Origin of the sequence: Cylindrospermopsis sp. CR12, from assembly GCF_001432185.1 — a bacterium.
GTDB lineage: Bacteria > Cyanobacteriota > Cyanobacteriia > Cyanobacteriales > Nostocaceae > Raphidiopsis > Raphidiopsis raciborskii.
The window spans coordinates 1-19578 of record NZ_LMVE01000092.1; the positions used below are offsets into that span (position 1 = coordinate 1).

Sequence of the window (19578 nt, forward strand, 5' to 3'; positions counted from 1 at the left end):
TCTAAAGAATCAATTTCATCCAGAAAGACCACTAAGGGTAGGGGGGAAGCCATGGCCCACCCTTGTAGGACTGTTTGAATATCTAGGGGAGAAGTCTCGGTCTCCCTTTGAATTTGGGTTAAAGTGGGCAAGGGTAATTTTCGGAACCGAATTTCATTCTGCCAACGTCTGAGGATACTTTGTTGCGCTTGTTCTGGTGCATCTGGAAATGGCGCACCGGTTTCTACGGTTAACATCACAGCTAGGTATTGCCCACTGTCAGTTAATTCTTGAGCTAAGGCCATCATAGCAGTGGTTTTGCCTACTTGTCGCGGTGCATGAATGATAAAGTAATTTTCTCCATCAATTAATGCTTTCAACTGAGGTAGTCGCCCTGTGGGAGAGAGCATATAGTGAATGTTGGCTTTGCACGGACCAGCAGTGTTAAATTGTTTAGGCATAATGACATAATCAGTTCTAAGTATAAAATATGGATTTGAGGACAAATTCAAGTAAAATGGGAGTTTATCACTTAATATCTTTAGTATGCTTGATATATTACCTTTTCAATTCACGATAGATAAAGTAGCCATCGCTGGTTCTTGTTTATGGTCTTTAGCTTTATATTTGGCTTTAGCATCCATTAGAGAATGGATAATCACACAATTAAATCGCTGGTTTAATTTTGCCGAGCGGTTTCTATATACTAGCGAGACGGAATTTGAAAAAACCCGCACAGCTAGAGAGTCTCAAAATGCTTTTTATGCTTCAATTATGAGCATTTTACCTTTCTTGGTATTTGGTGCATTATCCTACTGGGGTCTGGAAATTAGTTTAGGTTCTAGTTGGGGAATTAGTACTGGTATACTCACTACTGTGGGTGCTAGCATCTATGAATTAGGAAGAATAAACGGAAAAAATTCAGACTAGATGTGCTTAACCGTAAAAATGTACTACTTCCCCAACCTCAACAATTAAATTTCTCAGTTATTATTCATGGTGATGAAAATGAAGACCAATGAAAATATCATAGAGAAATTCCAAAAAATCCTTTTTTTGTAATAAACCGGAAGTTTGGGGGCTACCTTTCTCGTCTAGTAAGGGCTTCATCATGTAGTAGGCAGGTTGATAATTGTACCAAGTAATTGAAGGCCACAAATGATGAATTAGATGGTAATTCTGCCCTAAAATTAGCATATTAAGGATTTTGCCAGGATATACACGAGCATTCTTCCACCGATCGCGCTCTACAAATGGACGATGTGGTAAGTAATCAAAAAAGAATCCCAGTGTTATACCTACTACAAAAGCTGGGACAAACCAGAAGTTGAGAATATACCCTAAAAAGTGATATTGAATGGAAATATAGACAATAGTAAAGATAAGCAATCGGCTAAGGAACCATTCTAGTAGTTCATATTTACGCCAAAGTTGCCTTTGAAAGAAAAACACCTCATGGTACAAAAATCTCACCGCGATTAACCACAGTGGACCACCTGTGGAAACATAATGATCCGGGTCATCTTTGGGATGATTGACATTGCCATGGTGTTGTAGGTGTACTCTGGTAAAAACTGGGAAAGCAAAGGCTAGTACTAGGGCACTAGCATGACCCAATATGGCGTTAGCTATTCGGTTACGATGGGCTGATTGATGACAAGCATCATGAATAATCGTGCCTGAGAAATGTAAGGACAGGGTGTTGATGCCAAAACATAACCAATGGGGCCATTCCCATACCCAGTAACCACAGCTAGAAAGTACCAACATAGTTACTACTGCAAAGAATAGCAACACGGTTGGATTCAGACCTCCAGGGGGGTCTAAAAGTTCTTTGGGGGGAATTGTCAGCGGCTTTTTTGCCTCCGACGTGAGCATTACTAACTCCTTTGCTGTCTTAAACCAACATTATCATTAACTATATCAATCCTCACTATACATTAAATATCTCCAGAATTGATCCTGAAATCTGGTGAAATCATGCTTTTAGCCAGAGTGCTTAGGAAAAGCGCCTAGGTGGCTGCGGTTTAGTTAGAACTGTCTGTTTGTATGATTATTAAATTTTCTGTACAAGTCATACCAATAATATGTCCCTAACCAGATCACTGATAATAATCCTGCTAAACTGAGGGTTAGACCAGTAAAGGGAACTAAAAATGCAAATACGGGTAAAACCGCTCCAGCAATGGTACAAATAATTGCTGCTAATCCTAATTGACGATTCCCACCCAACCCGTAAATTAAACCTATTAACACCAGTGAAATTATTAACCAGGCCATTTCTCCACTCATAAACCTTGACGTATATGTTAAAGTTAATAAGCTGGTAAAGAACACTCCCCCGGCGATCGCCAGATTTTGTAAGCTCATGGGTACGGTTAAGTATAGTAGTAATATCCACCACAAAAATAATCCTGGTGCTAATAATAATAAGCGAGGTATAATTCCGGTTTTACCTATGGGTTTAGTAGCCGTAAACACACCGAAAGGATTTTTGACAGAAACATTATCATCAAAAATCCAAGTGAATTGACTATTACCTCCATCTCTTTTTATTTCTTGGGGAACTATACCACTGGCAAAATCAGCATTGGGAAATCTGGCAATAGCTGTGAGACGGAAACCAGAGAGTAACTGATTAGTGGCATTGTATACCCAACGCGGTCCCCCTTGTGCTTGATAACTAACTTTGATGGTGGCTTGCTCTCCAGGATTTAAGTCCAAGGGAAATCCATAATCTTCTGGACTGGTCTGTTCTAGTCTTGTCCCTTCTCTCTCCACTTTATATCCAGATAAGAGAGAATAGCCGTATGGTGGTGGTGCTTCAAATATAAACTGATTTTTATTATTTAGGGTATTGACTATTTTGTACTCACCAGTATAGTCAGTAATATAAATGGCACTGCGATTTTGCACGTCTACACTTTGATCAATAGTCACTTGAATTTGGGAACCAGCCAAATTTAAATACCGGGTGACTTTTTGCTTGTCCGTCACCTTGACAATTCTATCCCTGACTCGGGTTGTGTAGCTATAGGGTTCCTCAGTTATATAACTAACACGAGGTGCGTTGTGTTCTAATCTATCACCAGCAACAGATTCAGTTACCTTAGCCACCTTTGCTTGCTCCCAGTGATGGTAACGATTACTCAGGGTGGAAGTTAGGAAAAATCCCGTTACTGATAGAATTAACACCAATGCAAAGTGTGGTATGCCACGCAAAATTTGGGAATAACGAACTGACCAATCTCGCAAAAAATCCGCCTGCATTTCCGTTTCCCGTCTTAGGGAAAAACTGATCAAGGCGATCGCCACTCCCAAACCAATAATTAAAAACACTACTAATAGTGAATTTTCAACTACTTGAGTACCGAACCTGATTAATTCATCAGGATGTGTGAGGTCGGGTAAACTGGGAATACCCTGAGCAGAGGAAGATATAGCTGAAGTTTCCATTTTCCCATTCCTTAGGGCTGAAGGATTTTTATAAGAATACGCATTAAGCTTTCCAGCTCATCTGGTACTCGATATAGATTTAATACTTGTTGAATTTGCTTACTACCCCGATGCAGAATTCCAAACTGCCAGATGTCACCTGTGGAAACAGCTCCGTGGAGAATGGGTTCTTCGCTGGTACTCCAGATATCAAGGGCAATCAGCTCGACTGCAAGTTGGGTAAAACCTCTAGTGAGATCTGCATTTTTTGCTTCAACAATCAGGAGTTTACCTGCGGAGTATAAGTAGTAATCAAGGCAACCTTTAAGCTGTTCACTAACATTTAAGGAATATTCTACCCTAAGTTGGGCATGAGTATAATGTAGTACATCTATTAATAAGGGAGCAATGAGTAGTTCACGGCGAGCAGCTTCGCTGGTGAGGCTAATATAGGGGAGGCTTTCTTGGATCCGGGTTTTTAGGTCGTCCAGTCGGTCAAGATTAATGTCTGACTGGGGGAGAGATAATGTTGACCGTTGGAACTCATAACCGAGTTCTCCCAGAATATCCTCCGGTTCATAGGTCATTTCAAAGTATTGCCGGAAAGTGTAAGAATGTCCCGGTTGTAAAATAGCGGGTCTCATTTGGGTTAAATTCCTGGAGGCAATTTGCGGTTACATTGAGCTGACAATTTATGCTATTGTATAGCAAACTGTCAGACCATAATAACAATCCTTACTGGAACGGAAGTTAAATTCCCCAGTTTCCAGTAAAAAAATCTAGTAATATGCCCATAGCAATTGATTTTGGTACGAGTAATACGGTAATTACCCGATGGAACCCTGTCACCCAGCAACCAGAAACCCTCAGTTTGCCAGGGTTATCTACTCGACAGGGTTTGAATCCTCCTTTGATACCCAGTTTAGTTTATATAGAAGCAGCAAATCAAGATAAGGTGTTAATTGGTCAGCAGATACGAGATCGGGGTTTAGATCTCATGGGTGATAGTAGATTTTTTCGCAGTTTTAAACGGGGTGTTGGAGCAGATATTCAGGGTTTCTTACCAGAAATAGATGGGGAAACTATTACTTTTGAAAAGGTGGGCACATGGTTTCTCCAGGGGATAATAGGGGAGTTATTATCTATTGAGGGCGGATTGGACTCTTTGGTATTAACCGTTCCAGTGGATAGTTTTGAAGTTTATCGTTATTGGCTAGGCAAAGTTTTTCAAGCTTTGCCAGTTACACAAATTAGAATGTTGGATGAGCCTACCGCTGCTGCTTTAGCATACGGTGTAAAAGAGGCAGAAAATTTGTTAGTGATTGATTTTGGCGGGGGAACTCTAGATCTATCTTTGGTGAAGCTGGATAAAAAAGACCCAGTAGATAATAAACCTGTGGGGTTTTTATTAAAATGGGGAAATAAATCTTTGGCACAGGACTCTCTACAAAAGGTAAAAACAGCCAAGGTCTTAGCCAAATCAGGACAAAACCTGGGTGGCACAGATATTGATAATTGGATAGTTGATTATTTTGTGACAACTCAGGGATTGCCAGTTAATTCTATTACTACTAGATTGGCGGAGAGGTTGAAAATTGAATTGTCTACCCACAATCAAGCTGGAGAGGTCTACTTTGACGATCAAAATTTTGCCAGTTATGAGTTAGAGTTGAATCGTCAGACCTTAGAAACTATTCTCCAAGATCGGGGATTTTTTGCCAAATTGGATGAGACTATGTTGAATTTATTACAACAGGCTCGTCATCAAGGTGTGCAAATAGATGATATTAGCGCAGTTTTACTGGTGGGTGGCACGGTACAATTACCTGCTATACAAAAGTGGATCCAGCAATATTTTCCACTAGAAAAAATCCGTTGCCAAAAACCTTTTGAGGCGATCGCCCAGGGTGCTTTACAAATCACCCAAGGTTTAGAAATAAAGGACTTTCTCTATCATAGCTATGGGATCCGATATTGGGATAGACGGAATCAACGTCATAGTTGGCAACCAATCATCAAAGCTGGACAATCTTATCCCATGACTCAACCAGTAGAATTAGTATTAGGTGCTTCTAGGGAAAATCAACCTAGCATTGAATTAATTATAGGGGAACTAGGGGAAACCACAGGTGCTACAGAAGTTTATTTTGATGGCGATCGCCTGATTACTCGTCAGGTCAACTCTCCAACCACTCTAGTCAAACCCCTAAATGACAGTGATAGAAAAATCGCCCAACTCACACCCCCTGGTTTTCCAGGGAGCGATCGCATTAAAGTTAAATTTCAAGTTGACGAGGAACGGTTTTTAAAAATCACAGTAGAGGACTTATTGACCAATAGTACATTAGTTGAGAATCAGATTGTAGCTCAGATAAATTGAACCGGTATCAATGTTAAGCTGTTGCTGAGTGCCACTATGAGGTGAAAACCAGAAAGATCCTTGATTTCTTTGAGAAATCAAGGATCTCAAGAAAATAAGTTGCTAATGCAAAATCAGCTAAATACTGGTGAGAGAACTAATACTAGGAGCAAAGAAGTATTCACCACCTTTCATATGTACCCAAAGACCAAAATTAAAAGTATTAGATTGGTCGCTTTTTTCAGGTTTTCCCCAAGCCACAGGCCATTTTTGATTTCTATCAGCATCGGGTCCTGTTTGACCAATAATGGGATCTACTCCCACATTCCACTCAACAAAGTTACTAGCATTAGCCCAAGCTGCTTGCATGAAATTAAATTGATTTTCAAGATCAGCCTGAAAGCATAAGAACAGTAATCCTGAACCCGTAGAAGTTGAGTTGGTATAGTCAGTTTCTCCATAACTAACAGCACGACGGGCAATTCTATGATTGCGCTCCGTTTTTAATGCATCCTCAAAACTCTCTCCAGATGAAATTACTCTTCCTGTATCTCCCCTAGGATTAGTTTTACGGACGTGAGTATGAAATGGACACTTATAAGCCTTTTCATCTTCACTATAATCAAAATCATTACCATAGTCTCCACCAGGCTTATCTGCAAGTGTTAGCGGTGTGCCATCACGGAAGCGTCCCATCATTAATGCGCCAGCTAATTCCTTGTCTACCCCTAATTTTTCAGCCAGGTCTTTCTCTGCATCAAGAAGAGCAATCACATCCTGTTCCAGTTTGCGATATACCAAGTAACTACCGTAGCTGTCTTCTGACTTACCATTTGGATCTTTGGCTAAAACAAGACTGAGAGGGGCGCGGGGATCCCATTTACTAAAGTCATCAGATGTTTTCGCCTTTTGGATATCACTTTTAGTAAATAAAGGTTGACTGATACCATCAATAAACCCAAAGTGTTCAATGTGGTCTCCCTTTTCATTTTTGAGGATGAAACCATCTTCTCTATGAACAACTTGAGCCATGAGATACAATGTTCTAGTTATTTGATTAACTGTTTGCAGCAGGCTCACTAAATTATCATCAGCAATCAGCAATAAAGCATGAATTTCTTCCTGAAGGCCTGGTTCCCACTCTTCAATTACTGGATCACCCAATAAATTTCTGATGGTATCATTTTTCATACCAAATCTAAAGGGCTGATTGCCAGGAATTTGAAAAGACCGAAATTGCAAATATTCGTAACCTGCATGAGAAAGAAAGAAATTAATAAATGGTTTACCCGCAATCTTTTCGGTTCTGTACAATTCAGCTTCAGCTGCTTGCTGATGTGCGGATGTTATGTTCTTTGCAAATTCTCTAATCCAGTCTTTTAAGGGTTCAACTTGACCGGGCTTAAACTGTAAAAATAAATGTACAGTATGATCTCTTCCGTGTCCCTTGAGAATATTTCCTTGTAAATCAAGGAGCAGCTCTTCGTATATGCCAGGATTACTGGTGTCAATACCTTCTTCCAAAAGAGTTTGCAAATCGTCTTCCGTAAGTGCCATTTTATCAATTCCTCTGTTTGATTCATGTTTGATTTTATCGAGACACTGTTGCCATTTTCAATCAGGGCAACAGTGTGGACAGTGCTAGGATTCTAGCTTAACGAACTTAGCCTCCGAAGGTTTACCAATGTCGTTAACATAAAACATCATGTAGTAACCGGGTGGATAAAGATTAGCGTTTGTGGGAGCCTTAAAATTGATGGTAGAATTATCTGCTGATACATTCTCAATTTCTAGATCTGCTAGCCTTTGTCCATAGTCAAAAGAGTGAGTCCCTGAACTTAATTTAATCAGGACTAGAGAACTATTACTGGTAGCATTTTTCAAAGAAACTGTCTGCAATTCTCCATATTTTAAAGTTGTAGGAGCATCAACAATTTCTGGTCGTAGTCCGGACTTAAACAGATAAGGTGGACTAAAAATTTCTGCCTGCCAAATTTCCGCAGGAACAAACGGTTCTGGATCCCCATCTACAAAGTAAGATTTGGGAGACTCATAGTACTTAGCTAAATCAAATGTTTCCACCTCACCTGATGCGTTTTTGAACTCAGGTATTGTGTAGTATGTTTTAGGATTTGGTAGAACATCAACGTGTACTGTTCCATCCATGGCTCTACCTGCACGACTGGGATTACCACCAATCACTAGTACCCGTGCATCGGGTAATAACAAGGCATTATTATGATAAAGCCTGGGAAATTTTCCGGGATTCATAGTTTCGGTTTTATAACCGCCAGGAGATAATGGATCAGCTGTCATTAGTACTGGTTCTTGAATAGGTTTGTATTCTCCATATTCTCCACCATTAACTGCTAAAATTTGCTTAGAAGGAAGAATTACAGCCTGAACCATAGAGCGGGGTTTAGCAAAAAAATCCGGATAGGCTTCCCATTCTCCATTAGGCTTACCACTATTTTCTGGTGCAGACCAACGCTCTAAACTGGAGGCGATTCTTACTCCTTTAGCCGCCAAACCATCATTATACTTACCCAGGTAAGGACGACCAAAGTTAATATCATTAGTACCAATGATTCCTCCCATTAGTAAGACATCACCTTCCTTATTGGGATCTAAGATTCCAGTCCCATAAACTTTGGATACGTCTTTTCTGTTTGGTCCAATTTCAAAACTTACGGAAAATTTACCCTGGCTATCCTGCTTAATTGACATTAAATAGGTTTTGTTGCTTTCGTGTATTTCCAATGGTGATTTACCTGCACCATCACCCGTGATTAATAATTTGCCATCAGGAGTCGGAAATATTCGTGGATAAATATCGATGCTGTCGTAAGCATCTATAGTTCTGGAAACTGTTTTACCGTTGTAGATATAGTTGTCCTGATAGGTAATTTTAGTGTTAAACGGGCTATTTTCTACATAAGTCAGATCAATGAACTGAAACTTCTTAGTTATTGGATCAAATATCTCAACTGAAGGTGTGATCTGATTTGGCTTATCATACTTTAATCCAGAAAAAATAACCAATTTTCCATCTGCTAAGGTCACGGGACTAGGATACCAACGCCCTTCTTTTAACTGACCAAGAGTGCCCCAACTGTTAGTTTGCCAGTTATATACGTTAGTTTGTTTTGAACCTTCGAATTTTTCACCTGGATAGTACCGATGGGAACCGCTAACAAATACTACGTTACCATCTGCTAAGTGGACATTACCGGAACAAAAGGGGTCGTTACTTTTTCCATTGGCAATAGATGGAGGCGAAGCAATTCGTTCAAATGTATTAGTTTTAGGATCAAATAAGGTAGAATTGTTGACTACATTATAGTCCCTACCATTTACTCCATCGATAAATTGGTTACCGGTATTATCTTGTACTAAGGTGTTACGGTTACTGCTGCCATTAACCACTAATACTTTCCCATTAGGTAGTAGGGATGTGTGAACAGCTTGCATCCAATCCTCTCTTTTTTCTGGTAGTGGCACTGTTTGCCATTCTCCGCCATTAATACTCTCTAGATTGGCTGCAATCAGAGTATCAGCACTGACTATATTCGGATTAATTATTATTCCTAAACAAGTCAGTAAAATTATCAGAAGTCTTACTTTTTTATTCACGATTGAGTCTCAAGTTTGACACTGAGTAAAGAATACATTAACTGAATCTGCTAGGGTAAAAAATTTTTTCTTTTCTTAACAATTACATTGCTTACATTAAAATAAATTTTATTTATCATAATTTAGTACTTACAAAAATATTTTGACCATCAAAAGTTTCGTTTTTTTGAGATCTAAGCCGCTAAGTGGCTGATTTTGATAGTTCTTATTGTTAATTGTTATGGTATGACTGTCTTAGTCGCTAGCTTTATATATGCTGCACAACATCATAGTTAAGTAGGGAGGCACAATTATTTATAGGATGGGTCGAGTAACGAGACCCATGGGGGTGTTGGGTTTCATGCTTCAACCCAACCTACGTTGATCTTATATTTAATTCCACTCGCCTACTTAGCTCTAGCCAGGATGCCTAGGAAAACGTTGATAGGTAAAATCTGGGTAGTCTGTCCCCACATATAGCAGTTGACAGTAAACTTAAAATTAGTTAACATATAAGTTAACAACATTTAATGTAGTGCAATTAGCAGTCCCAGATAGATAAAACTGTTGTAGAGTAGGGGTTACAGGTTAAATAACTAAATACCATAACATTACACCCAACTGGTGATATAAAATATCATTTCTGCTCTATTTCATGAGACAATAGAAATGTGAGGATGTAAATATAAAGGAAGGGGAATTATGAAACGTGAACTTTTAGCTACTATAGCCCTGGTGGCTCCCCTATTGTTTGTTAGCTCGGTTAATGCTGGCAACAATCGTGATCTACAAAAACTTTTATCCACCGGTGAGTGTCAAAAATGCCAGCTGTCTCGGGTCAACCTGAGCGGTGCTCACCTGATTGGTGCAGACCTACGGGGTGCAAATCTCCAAGGAGCTGACCTAACAAGTGTCAACTTGGAAGGAGCTGACCTGACAGGAGCCAATTTATCAGGTGCCAATTTAACATCTGCCTTCGTTACCAATGTAAACATGAAACGGGCCAATCTCAACGGTGCCAATTTCACTAGTGCTGTGATTAATGATTCTAATGTTTATCAAGCATCTATGAATAACCTTACCATTACTGACGCCCAAATCTATAACACTGCCATTGGTGTTGGTGGAGAAGACGGACAGATTCCTGACTGGGACTAGGTGTAATTAGGTTAAACTTGCCCCAAACTAGTTGAGGCAAGTTTATTTTACCTCAAGCTAGAAACAGGTGAATTAACATACTCACTGGCTGCTTGCTTAAGAACGGCTGCCTTATCAGTACGCTCCCATGGTAAGTCCAGATCAGAACGTCCCAAGTGACCATAAGCTGCGACATCCTGATAAAAACGTCCGCCCCTCTCACTGGGTAAATTCCTTAGATTAAAGGCGTGGATGATTCCTGCAGGACGCAGTTCAAAGTTGTCTTTGACTAATTGCAGTAAAACTTCATCATCCACCTTGCTAGTACCAAAAGTATCTACAAAAATACTCACAGGTCTAGCCACACCAATAGCATAACTTAACTGAACCTCGCATTTTTCAGCCAATCCAGCCGCAACAATATTTTTTGCTGCGTAGCGAGCTGCGTATGCGGCAGAGCGATCTACCTTAGTGGGATCCTTACCAGAGAAAGCACCACCACCATGGCGAGAATAACCACCATAGGTGTCAACAATGATTTTTCTTCCTGTTAGTCCAGAATCCCCTTGAGGTCCACCAATAACAAATTTACCGGTGGGATTAACCAAAAACCGGGTAGTTTGGTCTGGCTTGACAGTAATATCACCAAATACAGGTTCTACCACTAAAGCCCACAAATCTTCCTTAATCTTGGCTTGCACTCCAGCCTCATCCGTAATATCCCCAATATTAGGTGTATGCTGAGTGGAAATCAAGATGGTATCTATACCTACAGGTTTACCATCTTCGTAAACTACGGTAACCTGGGTTTTGCCATCGGGACGTAGATATGACAAATCTCCAGTTTTTCTGACAGCTGCCAATCTACGAGCAATGCGGTGAGCCAAACTAATAGGTAAGGGCATGAGTTCGGGTGTTTCATTACATGCAAAACCGAACATTAGTCCTTGATCACCAGCCCCGATCTTATCAAATTGTTCTTCACTATCCTGAGTACGGGTTTCATGGGCAGTGTTTACACCTTGGGCAATGTCAGGTGACTGTTCATCTATAGCTAAAAGTACACTGGTGCTATTAGCAGAAAAACCGTTGACCGCATCGGTATAGCCGATTTCCGCAATTTTCTTACGAGCTAAATGCACGAAGTTGACGTTAGCTTTAGTGGTAATTTCACCAGTAATTAACACTAACCCGGTATTAACAACTACCTCTGCTGCCACCCGACTAGTAGGATCTTCCGTTAATAAAGCATCCAGAATTGTATCGGAGATTTGATCACAGATTTTATCTGGGTGTCCTTCAGTAACAGACTCGGAGGTAAATAAATAGCGTCGAGACAAGGGAAACTCCTCCTGGTAGAATTTGAATCACTAACTAAATTAAGGTCTTTCCGGGGGTGTGCCCAGAGGTCTTCTAGTTTAGTTAATTTATGAAATGATAACTATATTTATACAAACTGGCAATGTACATTTGTTATTCAGCCCAAAATGTTAACAAAATTATGAACTCAATCAGCTCACCCGAACAAAGTCCTATACTATAAAATATGTTTGCTAATGGCACAATCAATTAAAACAACTTAAATGCTAACCTGGTAATCCAAAAAAGGATTAATTATGCGGTTAAGAAAGTTGACTTCTGCTCCAAAGGTGGTAATTAAGTAACAGATGTGACAGAAAGCCAAGTCCAAAAGCTTGTATTGAACAGAGATTAGTGAAAAGAAAAGTAAAATTTTTATGGTTTCCCCAATTCGATTTTTAATGTGCGCCCCCGACCACTACGACGTGGACTACGTAATTAACCCCTGGATGGAAGGCAATATCCATAAGTCATCCCGCGATCGCGCTGTGGAGCAGTGGAATAAATTATATAAAGTAATCAAAGATCACGCTATTGTAGATTTAGTCACACCAGCGAAGGGTTGGCCAGACATGGTGTTTACAGCGAATGCGGGATTGGTTTTAGGCGAGAATGTGGTTCTCAGTCGCTTTCTACATAAAGAGCGTCAGGGGGAAGAACCCTACTTTCAACAATGGTTTGAAAACAACGGTTATAATGTCCAGGTTTTGCCCAAGGATCTACCATTTGAAGGTGCTGGTGATGCACTGTTAGACCGAGAGGGGCGTTGGTTATGGGCGGGGTATGGTTTCCGTTCTGAGCTGGATTCCCACCCCTATTTGGCTAAGTGGTTAGATATTGAGGTGATTTCCCTACGGTTGATAGATGATAGATTCTACCATCTGGACACCTGTTTTTGTCCCCTTGCAAATGGCTATTTGCTGTACTACCCCGGTGCGTTTGATTCCTACTCTAATCGAGTGATTGAAATGCGGGTAGCTTTGGAAAAACGCATTGCTATTGAGGAAAAGGATGCGGTCAACTTTGCTTGTAATGCGGTTAATATTGATCACATCGTGATTATGAACAAAGCCAGCGATGAACTAAAATTAAAGTTAGCTGAAGTTGGTTTTCAAGTTATTGAAACTCCTTTAACTGAGTTCCTCAAAGCTGGTGGTGCATCCAAATGTCTAACTCTGAGAGTAACAGAACCTGTAAGAGAAGAGGTACATGCTACAACCCAGGTGGAAAGTAGAATAATTCGATTGGAAGGACATTTGCTAGATGCAGGATTAATCAACCGAGCTTTGGATTTAATTGTGGACATGGGAGGAAGCTTCCAAGTCCTCAACTTTAATTTGGGAGAGCAGCGTCAAAGTACCTCCGCAGCAGAAGTCAAGGTTTCTGCACCATCTCATGATGTGATGGAAGGAATCTTCTCCAACTTGATTGATCTGGGTGCGGTGGATTTACCCCAAGATGAAAAAGACGCTAAACTAGAACCCGTTTTACAAGCGGGAGTCGCCCCTGATGACTTTTATGTCAGCACAATTTATCCCACAGAAGTTAGGATAAACGGACTGTGGTTCAAAGTAGAAAATCAACGCATGGACGGAGCGATCGCCATTTCTCAAACACCCAATGGAATGGTGGCAAAATGTAAGATTTTGCGGGATCTGGAAATTGGAGAGCAAGTAGTAGTTGATGTTCAAGGTATTCGCAGCATCCGTAAAACCGAATCCCGCGAGCAACGCAATGCTCAAGAATTTAGTTTTATGTCCTCCGGTGTTTCCAGCGAAAAACGAGTGGAACTGGTGGTCGAGCAAGTGGCCTGGGAATTACGCAAAATTCGTGATGCTGGTGGTAAGGTAGTGGTTACTGCAGGACCAGTAGTGATTCATACCGGTGGCGGAGAACATCTGGCTAGATTAATTCGTGAAGGTTATGTTCAAGGACTTCTGGGTGGAAATGCGATCGCAGTTCACGACATCGAGCAGAACATGATGGGCACATCTCTCGGTGTAGACATGAAACGAGGTATAGCAGTACGGGGTGGTCATAGACATCACTTGAAAGTAATTAATGCCATACGGCGTTTTGGCAGCATTGCTAGAGCAGTAGATGCTGGGGTCATCACCGGGGGTGTCATGTATGAATGTGTGAAAAATGATATTCCTTTTGTCCTAGCTGGATCCATTCGGGATGATGGACCTTTACCAGATACCCAAATGAACCTCATCTTAGCTCAACAGGAATATACCAAAATCATTCAGGGAGCAGAAATGATTTTAATGCTATCTTCCATGCTCCATTCCATTGGAGTGGGCAATATGACCCCTGCAGGAGTTAGAATGGTGTGTGTGGATATCAACCCAGCAGTAGTCACCAAGTTGAGCGATCGCGGTTCAGTTGAGTCTATAGGTGTAGTAACAGATGTAGGTTTATTCCTCAGTTTGTTAATACAGCAGTTAGACAAACTGACCAGTCCATACGTATCTAACATTGGCTAGTACCGACCTTGGAGGAAATAAAAATGACTGGGGGATAAAATCCTCCAGTCACACAAACATTTTACTAACTAAGTGGATCCGAGCAGAGTCGAACTGCTGTCCAAATTGGGTATTGACCCCCCGCTCACTCACAGGTTTAGCTTTTCTTACCCTCAAAGCTGGAATCGTTCATTATCCCGAACGTAGGATGCTCTGATTAAGTCTTAGCCAACAAGCCAACCAGAGAACACTTGTTAGAGCATCCGTTGGGGTTAGGTCTCTAGTCCTTAACGGAGTCACACCAGAGACGCTCGGACCTATAAGAGGTTATTAGGCAGCAACTAGGGCTTCCTTACGAGCAAATTTTACGATATTGTTCGCATTTACGTTGTTTTGAGCCTTTGATTTGCGAGAGGAGACTCACTCTCGACCTGAATCACAGAGTAGCTTTCGCCAACCTGTCGAAACCGTGACGGACCCATGCGTTTTAGGCTTACATTTATAATATATCACAAGATTTGCTAAATGTCCAGCACAAAAATTTTTTTTTAGAGGAGAGAATCAAGCTCAAAACATTTAACTCTTGGGAATTCAACAGATATTTCTCTGTAAACAATTTATATCGCATTTCGTCTAAGCTATAACTGTTGAATACAATAAAAGGAAATTCCTCATAAGTATGTCCTATGGGTAAAATATTAGTTACAGGATACAAAGAGCGAATATACATAGACAATATATCTTTAAATCGCATATCCTCCGGTTCTTGAGGGTGAGTTTCAAAGTATTGTTTCATCACATCACCACTAATAAACGCAAACAGAGGAAAAGCATAGTACTGATCTGCTTGTATATTTTCCTGATATTGATCATACTTTTGACTTTTTTTAGGTGCATTAATTAGTTTTTCTACCAATTCTATACCATCTTTTACCGCTGAGGTGAGATTTTCTGGATAACTGGGATTGGAACTAATATTTTTCAGTTTGTTTAAGAGTTCTTGGTTAGCATATTTTTGAATTTCTAAAAACATCATGGAATAGGACTGTCGAATTTGGGAACAGGGAACAATCAATAATCCACCACTAATATAAGCCAATTCTAAGGGAGTAAAATCTAATAGCTGATCTAATGTTTTAGTAGAATCGGCAAATTTGCTGTTAAAGCTTTCCTGAATTTTTAAATAACTCTCTTGTTCACTCTTGCTAGCAGTGAATTTAGCTCTACTCATTAATGATTCTAGTTTCATATAGGCATCTCGTAAGCAGGTATGACTTTTGTTATAACTATATTCTCTTTTAAGTTGGGTGATTAGATTTTCGATTTTACTAGCAAAGGAATCTCCCGCTGTAAAGACTGACTTTCCACCAATGGGAATCAGAATATAATTTTTCTTCCCTAGAGAGCCATAACCTTGAATTCTGGTCATGATGGATGCTTTGAGAATTAGTAGCAGATTTAATAAACTGAGGCAATTTTCTCTCACCGCTATCTCCATTTGATCACCATAGTAAAACGAACGTTCTGCTAAATAGAAATTGATATACTTATCTTGATTGTCAATATCATCTTCTCCTCTCCCTCTGTAAATTACCTGAATTATTTCCATGAGATTTTTCTCAATTTCAAATTTAGGAATCTCTACCAATATATGCTTGGCTTTAGGAAAGGACAATCCCCGACTTCCAGAAGCAGTCATAAATATAACTTTTGCCGTTTTTTGATATTTTTTAACTTCTTCTTTTTCTAATGATGATATATTGGCATGTATGGCTAAAAAATGCTGATTTTGTCTGAAATTTTCCTTACCTAGCTCCTGCTGAATTTTACAATCAATTCTGATAATTTGGACTTATTTTGGATATAAACTATAAATTGTTCAACATTGTCTTTTGTTAACAATTCTCGAATATCTTTAAATAGCTGTTCTTGACATTTTTTTTCTAAATCGGATTTGTTTTTTAACCTGGATTGATTATTGAACCGACATGATTCGACAATAATTTGATAGTTGATCGTTAAGCTCTTGGCTGGATAGGTATTTGTGTTAATCAGAATAGCATTCTTATTAGCAAATTCAAAACATTCTACACTGATAGGTTGAATGTGAGATTCTGCTCGTCTAAAGTAAATCTTGTTCGGTTGAGGAGAACCATCTTTTAAATGTTGAGATATCACATTTTTATCAACTATAGAAGCATCCGCTACAATAATTTTAGTATTAAAACCATTATTCTGGTCGCTTAATTGATACTTGTTGACAATTTTTTTAATCCCTTGCAAAAATTCTGCCCCTCCCTCATCTCCTGTAATTTCATCTATCATAATAAATAGATGTTTAATCCGACCAGATATATTGCGCATTCTTTCTGTTAAGACTTTATCTTCTTTAGTGTTGTATGCATCACTCAAGATTTTTTCTAGGTGTTTTAAGGTATCCCCACGCTCTGTTTTTCTGAGAGATTGAATGGAAGAAGTGGCAATAATTTGATTATGTTTTTGATCAGCAATTAGATGATATAGTCCTTGACAAATACTATTTAATACTCCCTTATTTTTTGTCCCCATATCCTTCAATGTGTCATCGGTTATTTGTGCCAATCTATTTTTTCTATGGGATATTCTCTCCATGTTGTTACTGTTAAGAAACCGTACATCCCCTAAAGTGAAGTCTTTTTCATATTTATTTGATGTATAAGCAACTGATAGTTCACCAAAGTTATCTTGAATCAAGTTGCTATCGCTGTTAATGGCGAATATTCCATCATCTACAAGTTTACCATCTTCCCGATTCTTAAATTTTTCAATAATATCCAAATTAACTTGTTTGCGAGGACTAACATAGAAAAATAAAAAACCTTCATCTTTATGTTCAATAATAAAATCCACAATGGCTGTGGTTTTCCCAATCCCAGGATTGCCAGTGAGAAATAAGTAGGTGTTGTCTGAAGCAAGATATCTTTTAATTAACTGATTATGTGCTTGTCTAAAGTTAGGTGTTCCCGTTAAATTCAAACTAGATACCAATTCTGATGGTACGGGAGCAACGGTGTTATAAAACCCTGTAATCGTTTCTGTATGACGTGGTAAAATATTGATGGTATCTGGGCTAATACCCATAATTGAATCAACCATTTTTTTACCTTGAGCAAAATTTCTTTGGGCATTCATGCGTATGTTATGAAAAACTCTTTGACGCACTTCCATAATTTCTTCCTGTCTATTATGTTCCCTATAAATTTGATAACAGGTTTCCAATAGTTCTAAATTTTCTCCAGGAAAAGTTTTCTATGGGCGCATTGTCTGTTTTTTCTTTTTGGTGTATTCTTAATAGGGGAACAAATATTTTTGACTGGTTCTCTAAAATAACATAGAGACAAATATAGGTAAGTAGGCTATAGGTGATTTTGTAAATAAATTCTTGATTGGTTTCTAATTGGTCTGTTTCCGAACGATGTGGAAATATTAACAATCTACGAGACTTTAAATGCTGATGATAGAATTTCTGCCCTTCTTTCATTGATAAAAACAACACCGGTAATACTTTGATACCTGGAACTAGATCATATTTCATATCAAATATTTGCTGATCTTCTGTTTTTAAAAAATGTATTTCGCTAATACTGATATTTGCTGGTAAAGTAATTAATAAGTTGCCTTGGGTTGTGGCTTCCCCTAGGTTAATATACTGCAAGCATTCTTTTGGTTTTTGTAGGACTTCTTTAAAGAAGGTGGTTCTTTTAATAATGGTATCAAGGTCATTTTCTAAAATACTTTCTTTCACAGAAATATGTAGAGGATAATGCCTAACTGGGTATGGGGTTTTACGTTTAATTATATTTTTTATCAGTTCTTTTGTCTTATTAATTTTTTCCTTTATCTTTAATTCCTCAAACCTCTTAATACAATTTTTAAATAGTCGCTTTTTGGCTTGATCATCATTTCCTTTTAGTGTGGGCAATATTTTGTTTTCTAAAAATTCAATGGGATTATACTCTAAATCACTTCCCATACTTTCATTGGATTCAAATATAAAACAGTACAAAAATACAGTTTTCAAAACTTTTCTGGGTAAGGGCGATTTTTTCGATGATTCGGCAATTGCGGTTTTATGTTCTTCCCCATCTGGATTTAAAAGATCTAGGTGATAATCAAAAGAACTATTTTTTTGGTGAGCTTGTACTTTACCATCCAATTTCATTTTGATTCCAAAGGTAAATTCTATTGCATCTTTCTGGGGACTCTCTACTTCTCCTAAATAGCCTTCTATAAGAGGAATGATTGGCAATATATCGTACGCTTCACTACGAGAAAATAGTTCCCGGTAATTAACTGTTGCTCCTGCATAGCTAACTTGATAATCTCCATCTGCTTTACTGGTGTCGTTAATATAATCTTCTAATAGTTTTAATCTTCTAATGAGATCTTGTAAATATAGCTTACCTTCTCCTTCCTCAACTTGCTCTAACAGAAATTCTAAATATTTGATTTTAGCAAATTTCTTCAACTTTCCTAGGGTTTCTTGATTGAGAAGATTTTGCAATTTGTAGATGTCTGAATTATGGCTTTTTTCCAAATTGGAAATTACATATTCTAAATCTTCTTTATCCTCCTGATCTACGTCAGCAAATTTTATATTAATATAATTATTGATTCCCTTGATAAGGGTTGTTGTAAAATCACAGGGCTTATCCACATGAATTTTGACCTTGTGAGCTTTTAGTAGTTGTTGATTTTTGCTATTATCATTTTGTCTGACTGTCAGTCTTTGTTTTTTTAGATTGGTTGCTTCTGGAAATGGATAGGTCAAATCTAATAATCTAGTTTTATTATCTTCCCTATAGTTTCCTTGAAATTCATTAATGTCTGATGTTAAAGTTCTGATAAATTCAACTCTGTCATGGTACTCCCCATTTTTTTGCATGGCTAGGGTCAATTTATCTTGTATCTCAATGGCAATTTTCTCAATTTGCTTCCTAAATAGGTCGTGAGTATTAGGACTAAAATTTAAAGTAGCTGCACGTGCTGACCGATCATTTACTAATGGATTAGATGGATTCAATCTCATCACCTCAGTCGCTACTTCTTCTATGTCTATCCTCATCCTACAACCATCTGGTGAAATACTGAATAGTGACTTTTGTTTTAAAATTCCCAGGATTTTATTCAGCAGGTCAGAGTAATCTAGGTATGCCAAGTCTGGACTAACAACTATTTTATTCATTTTCT

General features: G+C 38.7%; 13 protein-coding genes, 1 other RNA gene and 1 pseudogene. 4 read left to right on the plus strand and 11 right to left on the minus strand.

Annotated elements, in window-relative coordinates; all coding sequences use genetic code 11:
* Nucleotides 1–440 (minus strand): annotated as a pseudogene (locus ASL19_RS10295) (AAA family ATPase); the annotation flags it as partial.
* An 85-nt stretch (nucleotides 441–525) separates the two neighbouring features.
* Between ASL19_RS10295 and ASL19_RS10300 the strand changes: the two are divergent.
* Nucleotides 526–909, plus strand: coding sequence for a hypothetical protein (locus tag ASL19_RS10300; protein WP_006278371.1), 384 nt, complete (start codon nucleotides 526–528; stop codon nucleotides 907–909).
* Nucleotides 910–969: 60 nt separating this feature from the next.
* Here the strand turns inward: ASL19_RS10300 and crtR are convergent, their stop codons facing one another.
* The 3 genes from crtR to ASL19_RS10315 form a co-directional block, all read right to left on the minus strand.
* Nucleotides 970–1857, minus strand: coding sequence for a beta-carotene hydroxylase (crtR, locus tag ASL19_RS10305; protein ID WP_057178271.1), 888 nt, complete (start codon nucleotides 1855–1857; stop codon nucleotides 970–972).
* 153 nt (nucleotides 1858–2010) lie between these two features.
* Nucleotides 2011–3435: a hypothetical protein gene (locus ASL19_RS10310; protein WP_057178272.1), complete on the minus strand. Its 1425-nt coding sequence runs from the start codon at nucleotides 3433–3435 to the stop codon at nucleotides 2011–2013.
* A gap of 11 nt (nucleotides 3436–3446) precedes the next feature.
* Nucleotides 3447–4058 carry a hypothetical protein gene (locus ASL19_RS10315; protein WP_057178273.1) on the minus strand — a complete coding sequence of 204 codons (612 nt, stop codon included), beginning with the start codon at nucleotides 4056–4058 and terminating at the stop codon, nucleotides 3447–3449.
* A gap of 143 nt (nucleotides 4059–4201) precedes the next feature.
* On the opposite strand from ASL19_RS10315, the gene ASL19_RS10320 reads away from it, so the two are divergent.
* Nucleotides 4202–5794 (plus strand): Hsp70 family protein, encoded by a 1593-nt coding sequence (locus ASL19_RS10320; protein ID WP_057178274.1) that lies wholly within the window; start codon nucleotides 4202–4204, stop codon nucleotides 5792–5794.
* A gap of 117 nt (nucleotides 5795–5911) precedes the next feature.
* Here the strand turns inward: ASL19_RS10320 and ASL19_RS10325 are convergent, their stop codons facing one another.
* Both ASL19_RS10325 and ASL19_RS10330 read right to left on the minus strand, forming a co-directional pair.
* Entirely contained in the window at nucleotides 5912–7330 is a 1419-nt protein-coding gene (locus ASL19_RS10325) for a Dyp-type peroxidase (protein ID WP_057178275.1), read from the minus strand.
* Nucleotides 7331–7414: 84 nt separating this feature from the next.
* Complete coding sequence (locus ASL19_RS10330) at nucleotides 7415–9406, minus strand: galactose oxidase-like domain-containing protein (RefSeq protein ID WP_057178276.1); 1992 nt, start codon at nucleotides 9404–9406, stop codon at nucleotides 7415–7417.
* A 681-nt stretch (nucleotides 9407–10087) separates the two neighbouring features.
* On the opposite strand from ASL19_RS10330, the gene ASL19_RS10335 reads away from it, so the two are divergent.
* Nucleotides 10088–10543, plus strand: a complete 456-nt coding sequence (locus ASL19_RS10335; protein WP_057178277.1) for a pentapeptide repeat-containing protein — start codon at nucleotides 10088–10090, stop codon at nucleotides 10541–10543.
* A gap of 47 nt (nucleotides 10544–10590) precedes the next feature.
* Here the strand turns inward: ASL19_RS10335 and metK are convergent, their stop codons facing one another.
* Nucleotides 10591–11862 (minus strand): methionine adenosyltransferase, encoded by a 1272-nt coding sequence (gene metK, locus ASL19_RS10340; protein ID WP_057178278.1) that lies wholly within the window; start codon nucleotides 11860–11862, stop codon nucleotides 10591–10593.
* 396 nt (nucleotides 11863–12258) lie between these two features.
* On the opposite strand from metK, the gene ASL19_RS10345 reads away from it, so the two are divergent.
* Nucleotides 12259–14370: a TIGR00300 family protein gene (locus ASL19_RS10345; RefSeq protein WP_057178279.1), complete on the plus strand. Its 2112-nt coding sequence runs from the start codon at nucleotides 12259–12261 to the stop codon at nucleotides 14368–14370.
* A 70-nt stretch (nucleotides 14371–14440) separates the two neighbouring features.
* On the opposite strand, the gene ssrA is transcribed toward ASL19_RS10345, so the two are convergent.
* The 4 genes from ssrA to ASL19_RS10360 form a co-directional block, all read right to left on the minus strand.
* Nucleotides 14441–14829, minus strand: a transfer-messenger RNA (tmRNA) gene (ssrA, locus tag ASL19_RS16805).
* Nucleotides 14830–14848: 19 nt separating this feature from the next.
* Nucleotides 14849–16048 (minus strand): hypothetical protein, encoded by a 1200-nt coding sequence (locus ASL19_RS18260; protein WP_057178280.1) that lies wholly within the window; start codon nucleotides 16046–16048, stop codon nucleotides 14849–14851.
* A 110-nt stretch (nucleotides 16049–16158) separates the two neighbouring features.
* Nucleotides 16159–17556: a hypothetical protein gene (locus ASL19_RS18265; protein ID WP_200959849.1), complete on the minus strand. Its 1398-nt coding sequence runs from the start codon at nucleotides 17554–17556 to the stop codon at nucleotides 16159–16161.
* Between the two features lie 25 nt (nucleotides 17557–17581).
* The gene (locus tag ASL19_RS10360; protein WP_057178282.1) at nucleotides 17582–19573 is read right to left on the minus strand and encodes a hypothetical protein; all 1992 of its coding nucleotides are present in this window, start codon (nucleotides 19571–19573) and stop codon (nucleotides 17582–17584) included.
* Between the last annotated feature and the right edge of the window lie 5 nt (nucleotides 19574–19578).

Bases quoted from the DNA above. Each gene is read 5' to 3' on its own strand.
- ASL19_RS10315 (WP_057178273.1), bottom strand. From the start codon at position 4,058: ATGAGACCCGCTATTTTACAACCGGGACATTCTTACACTTTCCGGCAA.
- ASL19_RS10325 (WP_057178275.1), bottom strand. From the start codon at position 7,330: ATGGCACTTACGGAAGACGATTTGCAAACTCTTTTGGAAGAAGGTATT.
- ASL19_RS10345 (WP_057178279.1), top strand. From the start codon at position 12,259: ATGGTTTCCCCAATTCGATTTTTAATGTGCGCCCCCGACCACTACGAC.
- crtR (WP_057178271.1), bottom strand. From the start codon at position 1,857: ATGCTCACGTCGGAGGCAAAAAAGCCGCTGACAATTCCCCCCAAAGAA.
- ASL19_RS10335 (WP_057178277.1), top strand. From the start codon at position 10,088: ATGAAACGTGAACTTTTAGCTACTATAGCCCTGGTGGCTCCCCTATTG.
- ASL19_RS10360 (WP_057178282.1), bottom strand. From the start codon at position 19,573: ATGAATAAAATAGTTGTTAGTCCAGACTTGGCATACCTAGATTACTCT.
- ASL19_RS10320 (WP_057178274.1), top strand. From the start codon at position 4,202: ATGCCCATAGCAATTGATTTTGGTACGAGTAATACGGTAATTACCCGA.
- ASL19_RS18260 (WP_057178280.1), bottom strand. From the start codon at position 16,048: ATGACTGCTTCTGGAAGTCGGGGATTGTCCTTTCCTAAAGCCAAGCAT.
- ASL19_RS10300 (WP_006278371.1), top strand. From the start codon at position 526: ATGCTTGATATATTACCTTTTCAATTCACGATAGATAAAGTAGCCATC.
- ASL19_RS10310 (WP_057178272.1), bottom strand. From the start codon at position 3,435: ATGGAAACTTCAGCTATATCTTCCTCTGCTCAGGGTATTCCCAGTTTA.
- ASL19_RS18265 (WP_200959849.1), bottom strand. From the start codon at position 17,556: ATGGAAGTGCGTCAAAGAGTTTTTCATAACATACGCATGAATGCCCAA.